Consider the following 6,712-nt stretch of genomic DNA (forward strand, 5'->3'; position numbering starts at 1 on the left):
CATGGTGACAGCGAGATCGTCAACTGGTCTCACGCAGACATTGCGGGAATTCCTCTAACCGACTTCTGCAGAAATTGCAGGAGAGACTGCGAGGCTGACCTCTTCCAGAAGCTTTTCGAAGAAACTAAAAATGCTGCTTACAAAATTATAGAAAAGAAGGGTTCAACATTTTACGGAATAGGCCTGGCTGTATCAAAAGTGCTTTCAACAATTTTCAACAACCAGCATTCAGTTCTAACTGTTTCCAGCGTTCACCCGGAGTTTGAAGGTCTGAAGGATGTTCCTTTCAGCGTTCCCACAATACTTGGCAGAGAGGGAGTTGAAAGGATTCTGAAGGTAGGCCTGTCGTCAGCGGAATTAAAGGGACTATCAAACTCAGCAGGAATTATCGCCAATGCCATAAAAAACCTAAGGGATGAGGAGGGATTAGCGTGAAAAAGGCTTTGCTCTTAGCAATTGTATTCTTAAGTGTTTCTCTTTTTGCAACCTCGGTTTCGTACGATCCACAGGGGCTGATGTTCTTGAGCAGACCGGGGGCGAGTATCAATGTTAACGTAAGTCTGAACAAAGGTATGGGATCAACTTATTATGGCGGTGAATCGCTCGGACTATCTTTTTCAGTAGATAGAAGTGCTTACGTGGCAGTTCTTGACATCGATCCGTCTGGTCAGATTCAGGTTCTCTTCCCAAACGTATATGACCAAGACAACTATCTGCAGGGTGGAAGAACCTACACCTTGCCGACCGACAAAGCTACAACGAGGTACAATCTACAGGTCCAGTCACAGAGAGGAAGAGAGACTATCGTAGTCGTTGCTTCCACATCTCCGTTGAACTTCCTGGGCAACGTCTTCTCTCTCTTCGACAGATATCCGTTTCCCTACTTGAGTCAGAGCATCAACAACCTTTCGGTAGTTATCGATCCGGTTTTCAACACAAGCTGGGGATTGGGCTACACCTACTTCTACAACAGCTATGTTCCTTTCACAGTAAGAACAACGATAAACGCAGACAGAAAGGATGCCAACGTCTACGTCGATGGAATATTCATGGGCAAATCCCCGGTTACGACAACACTTGAAGCCGGTCCTCATACTGTGTATGTGTACACGGAGAGGAACCTTGTTTATGGTCCTGCGACGATAAATGTCCAGCCCGGGTCAAGCGATTTTTATTTCTCACTACTGCCAAATTACGTTTACGGTTATCTGGAAGTCACATCGATTCCCGACGGACAGGTTTACGTAGATGGACAATACGCCGGCGACACTCCATACAAGGACTTCGAGAAAGTTGGGAGTCATACAGTAACCGTTTCCAAATGGGGTTATCATGACTCGAAGCAGAACGTGTACATAAACAAAGATATGGTGACCTCAGTCAGTTTCACTCTAACCGAGAAAACCGAAGAAGAGAAGAAAACCGACAACATTATTCTCTTCTCCATAATTGGAGTGCTGATAGCGGGAGTTGTCATTGCAGTGATACTCGGCGCATCTGATTAAGAGCCCCCCGAAGAAGACACTTCCAGGTTAGATGAAGCTAAAGTCGAAGGCATACGTAAACCTATTACTCGTAGTAATATTCTGGGGATTGACCTTTCCGGTGCAGAAGAACATACTGGAGGGTCTATCCCCGGTATTCTATAATGCGCTTCGTTTTTCGATCGCTCTCTTGGTTCTGATTCCCCTGAGAAAGAAGCTCGGCCTCAAGATCACAAATAAGAGCCTTACTCAAGGTTTGATTTTGGGACTTTTCCTTTCGGGAGGATATGTTTTTCAGACGTGGGGACTTGTCTATACAACTGCATCCAAGAGCGCTTTTATTACGTCTCTTTACGTTGGTTTGGTCGCAATCATTGGTCCCGTTGTAGACAGGCGAATCCCCAGCCGCTATCAGATTCTTGCTCTGGGGGTATCATTAATCGGCTTGTATTTTCTTACAACACCCGAGACAGGATTCAACTTTGGTGACCTGCTAACCGCTCTTTGCGCAGTTTCTTTCGCCCTGCATGTCGTTTTGATCTCTTATTTCACCCAGAAGGAAGATGTCGACGAAATGGAGCTTCTCGTTCCTCAATTTGTCGTAGTGCTTCTTGTCAATATGGCGCTGATTCCTTTCGTCAAAGGAAGTGTGTTTATAAACGGTTCAATACTCTTTGTTGCGCTGTTTTCTGCAGTTTTCGCAACTATCTTCGCGGTTGCAGTGCAGTTGAAATATCAGAGGTTTCTCGGTTCCGTAGGAGCCTCTCTGATCTACGTAGGTGAACCGGCCTTCGCACTGTTCTTTGCAATGATCATACTGAGAGAGATTCCGGGTAAAATGGAAGTGGTGGGTTTGCTTCTCATGACTGCTGGAATGGTACTTGGAGGGATCTCGTCCTTCGTAATGCGAGATAGGAGTGTGAAGAAGGGTTGAAAGGAAGGATAATGGTCGTAGAAGACGATATGCATATTGGAAAATTGCTTCGCTTGGAGCTAGGCCATGAAGGATACGAAGTAGAAGTTTTGACCGATGGAAAGGAAGCGCTAAAGCATCTAGAAAAAGAGCTTCCAGATCTTCTTATCCTTGACGTGATGCTTCCCGGTTTGGATGGTTTCTCGGTGCTGGAAGAAATCAGAGAGTATATTTCCACCGATCTTCCCGTTATAATGCTTACCGCTAAAGGTGAAGTTAAGGACAGAATACGAGGTTTGAAGAGCGGTGCAGATGATTACTTGCCGAAACCATTTGTAATTGAGGAACTTCTGGCCAGAATCGAAGCAGTACTTAGACGCAAAGGGAAAGTGGAAAGGATCAGCTACTTCGAAATCACCCTCGATATGCAATCTCGTGAAGCCTTTCTCAATGGAGAACCTCTGCAATTGAGCAAGACCGAGTTTGATCTGCTGGCAGTTCTGCTATCGAACGCTGGAATTGTGATGTCAAAGGAAAGATTACTCGAAAAGGTTTGGGGAAGCGAGGACTGGGGCAACCCCAATGTTGTGGAAGTATATATTAACTACTTGCGTAAGAAACTGGGAAAGACGGGCGAAAGAATAAAAACGGTGAGGGGCTCTGGCTACGTTGTCAGATAGGAGGAAGCTCTCTACAGCGACTCAGGTAGCCATCTACTCGGTGGTTCTGATCGTATCCATTCTCTTTGCCTCGGCCATATTCGTTTATGGAGTCTCCGAAAGTGTCTTCATTCGCAATTACTCCGCAGAGATGAGAAAGATCTTCATGGATTCGCCCATGGGCAAAGGGTTTAGGTATGGCGTGGGAAGAATGGCCATAGGCAGAGGAACTACAGAGTTTTACGTGAGCGTTGATGGAAACGTGGTTCAGAATCCAACAGGACTGAGCAGCGTTCCGGATGTTGAGGGATATGTAAAGACGAGGATAGATGGCAGCTCCTATCTTCTCTATGGATTCTTGAATGGAGAGGAAAAAGTGATTCTCGGTGCAAGAATGGACGATCTCGATTTCTTCCTAGAGAGTCTCGCCACCACTCTCCTTCTTTCAGTCTTGGTTGGTGTTGTCCTTTCAATCATAGGCGGCTTCTTCCTTGGAAGCAGGGTCTCTAAACCTATCAAAGAAACTTCACGTCTGTTAAAGGAGATAACGCTGAATGATCTTTCAAGAAGACTGGAAAGCGATCCGAAGACTTCCGAACTTGCCGAACTCAAAAAAGCTCTGAATATAGCTCTAGACAGAATTCAAGATGGATACACCAGGCAGGAACAGTTTTCATCAGACATTGCGCATGAGATTCGCTCTCCACTGACTTCAATCCTTGGCTTCTCGAGACTGATTCTTCGCTGGGGTTCTGACGACCCAGAGGTTGTCAAGGAAGCCGCTGAAAGTATCTCCGACACAGCCACCAAGATGATGACAATTACTGAATCTCTGCTTTTTCTCTCGAGACCCGAGATCGAACTAAACGAAACAAGTTTCAACCTCAGAGAACTGGTACTCGAGATCACCAATAGCGTTCCAGCCGATCAGTCGGCAGAGATGAAGATCGAGATTCCAGATATCGAAGTCCGAACCGATAGAGTTCTGCTTAAGATAATTGTAAAAATTCTTGTTGAAAATGCCTTGAAGTTTGGAAAGAATGGCCCGATAGAGATCAATTGGTCAGATGGTACATTAAGTGTTAGGGATCATGGCATGGGAATCAACGAGGATGAAAAAGAACGAATATTCAACAGATTCTACAGGGGCGACTCTTCAAGAGGTGGTGAAGGTCATGGATTGGGTCTTTCCATTGCCAGCAAGATCTGTAAGGTGTTGAAACTCTCAATCGATGCAGATAATTGTGAGGATGGAGGAGCAGTATTCAAAGTGGAGGGATTAAGATGAGAATTGCGATATCGGTTGCGGAGCTGGCAGTAACCTGGATAATCATTCCCTTTCTCCTCTTTTCCGGAGCACCGTTTTCAGCGGGATTAGGAGTGACGATAGTCGCTTCGATTATCATCATTTTGTCTCTTCTTCTAGCGATCTATTCTGCTCTTGTGGTATATTACTGGTCCGGAAGACTGCCGACCGTTATTTATGGGCCCGAAAAAACCGTTCAAAGCGGCCCATACAGATTTGTTCGCCATCCATTCAACCTGGGTTACATACTTTTCCTTTTTGGTCTTGGATTGTTGAGTGGAAACTATTGGACGCTTCTTTACGTTGCAATCATAGGCGCAGTGATAGTTGTGTATTCTTTGCTCCAAGAAAAACTCGCTCTGAAAAGAATTGAAGGCTACGAGGACTATAAAGAGAAGATACCTTTCATGATCCCAAATCCCGGAAGAAAGATACCCTTTGATAAATCGACATCAATTCCCTGGCAATTCATCGTTGCATCATTCGTTGTGAAGCTGGTAATTCTGATTGTTCTACCCTCAAAGGTGAAGAATGCAAGGGTACTCAGAGAAAAGAAACCCTTCGTTCTCGCTCTTGCTCACCAAACTCATTTCGACGGTCCTCTTATCTTTTACTCGACATGGCGTTACCTGAGATTCGTAGGCACCGCAATCTACGTTGATAGACTCGGGTTGCTCAACTGGCTCGCCGTAATTCCTGTCAGAAGATATGCTGTCGATACATCCGCCATAAGACAGATGCTTTCGACAATAAAACAGGGAGTTCCACTGGGAATTGCACCTGAAGCAGCACGATCATGGGACGGCAGACTCCTACATACAAAGAGAGAGATATGGAAGCTTTTCAGGATGTTGAAAATCCCGGTAATCCCGGTGAAGTTTTATGGAGTACAGAGACTTTGGCCTAGATGGGCAAAGATTTTTGCATTGGGGACTTCGACCGTAGAATTCGGTGATCCGGTCGAAGCAGATGATCCCCAGCTAGAAGAAAAAGTCATGGGCTTCCTCGCCAAGGAGGATCCAACCTTCAAGCTTCCTTACCGAAACTACAAACGTATAGAAAAGCTGATCTGGCGCTGTCCAAGCTGTGGCGCCGTTGCCTCTATCAAAGGCTTCAAAACTGGCTTCTCATGTTCTTCGTGCGGAAAAAGCTGGACCAAGCCAACTGTAAACGAAGTAATTCAACTCCACGACAGGATAATGCCTGGAAGCATGGGCCTTTCCTTCCCCATAAAGGATGAGGTAATATTCAATGGAGAGAGGGTAACGGCAAACATGTACGAGGACCACGCGATGATCGGAGACTACAGGCTGGATTATAGCGTCATAAATAACTCCAGTATAGAAAAAAGTATAGAACCGGTCTTTGGGATTGCAAATGAAATGGTTAGTTTCGTCTCTACGACCAGCGCTCTAATGTGGCAGGAAGTGGTAGACTTCCAGATCAAATTCAGACTTAAGAAAGAGAACTATCACACCGATCTCTGGGGATAGCTCGCGCGACGTAATTGCTGATTGCGTGGTTGCGGGTTCGTGGTAGGCGGTCGGAAGAACAAAGAATCAGTTCCAAGTTCCAAGTTGTGAGTTGTAAGACCGTGGTTGGGGGTCGGAGGTCGGGGGTTGGAAAGAGCATAGGACTGGTTGACCGTTGAACGGTTCTCCGTTCTCCGACGAACTGTCTGACCTCCACAGTTTCCCGTACGAGAAGATCGAGATTCTGACTAGGAGCATTGTCAGAATGACAGAGTGTGATGCTTTCTGAATAACCTAAGTGTGTCATCCCGTAATGCTCTTGTACGGGATCTGGGCTTTGAGAACGATCGGGGTTAGGGTTAGCAGGTAGGGGGTAGGAAAGAAAAGCAAATCAGTTGCAAGATGCAAGTTGTGAGTTGTAAAAAAGGCCGGGGTCGGAGGTTGGTGGTTGGAAAGAGCATAGGACTGGTTGACCGTTGAGCGGTTCTCCGTTCTCCGATTAAAAAACCTGTTCTTGGTTCCAGAGCGAAGATCTGTTCTTCGTTCTTGGGCAAGGTGATGATTCAAGAGCGTTTGGACTCCAACCAGTCATGAAAAAACAGCACTCACCGGAAACTCTCTTCTGGTTCTCGAGCTGGTGAAACTGATCTCCACAGCTTAAAGCAGCTTCTAGATGCTAGATCCCGTGCAAAAGCATCACGGGATGACGGAATTGGATCATGAACATAATCCATATTGGCGCAGACTCTACGGGATAAGAGAGCTTGGAAATAACGGGATGATACAACATGATTTAAGGGCAGGGGACTCTCCCTTCTTGTCATCCTGACAATGCTCCTGGTCAGGATCCCTGTCTTTCGCGAAAAACGAGACAGACA

Annotated in this window: 5 protein-coding genes and 1 pseudogene; all 6 read left to right on the forward strand. The window is 45.9% G+C overall.

Annotated elements, in window-relative coordinates; translation table 11 throughout:
• Positions 1–435: pseudogene (locus BG32_RS05445) on the forward strand (L-lactate dehydrogenase); the annotation flags it as partial.
• Positions 432–1,505 carry a DUF4384 domain-containing protein gene (locus BG32_RS05450; protein WP_006486773.1) on the forward strand — a complete coding sequence of 358 codons (1,074 nt, stop codon included), beginning with the start codon at positions 432–434 and terminating at the stop codon, positions 1,503–1,505. The pseudogene BG32_RS05445 and the gene BG32_RS05450, both read left to right, overlap by 4 nt.
• A gap of 31 nt (positions 1,506–1,536) precedes the next feature.
• On the forward strand, positions 1,537–2,418 hold the full coding sequence (locus BG32_RS05455) for a DMT family transporter (protein ID WP_006486774.1): 882 nt from the start codon (positions 1,537–1,539) through the stop codon (positions 2,416–2,418).
• Complete coding sequence (locus BG32_RS05460) at positions 2,415–3,077, forward strand: response regulator transcription factor (protein WP_006486775.1); 663 nt, start codon at positions 2,415–2,417, stop codon at positions 3,075–3,077. The genes BG32_RS05455 and BG32_RS05460 overlap by 4 nt, the downstream gene beginning before the upstream one ends.
• Positions 3,067–4,344 (forward strand): HAMP domain-containing sensor histidine kinase, encoded by a 1,278-nt coding sequence (locus BG32_RS05465; protein ID WP_121526536.1) that lies wholly within the window; start codon positions 3,067–3,069, stop codon positions 4,342–4,344. The genes BG32_RS05460 and BG32_RS05465 overlap by 11 nt, the downstream gene beginning before the upstream one ends.
• Positions 4,341–5,855, forward strand: coding sequence for a 1-acyl-sn-glycerol-3-phosphate acyltransferase (locus BG32_RS05470; protein WP_121526537.1), 1,515 nt, complete (start codon positions 4,341–4,343; stop codon positions 5,853–5,855). The genes BG32_RS05465 and BG32_RS05470 overlap by 4 nt, the downstream gene beginning before the upstream one ends.
• The last annotated feature ends 857 nt before the right edge of the window (positions 5,856–6,712 follow it).

It is taken from the genome of Mesotoga sp. HF07.pep.5.2.highcov (assembly GCF_003666285.1).
GTDB lineage: Bacteria > Thermotogota > Thermotogae > Petrotogales > Kosmotogaceae > Mesotoga > Mesotoga prima.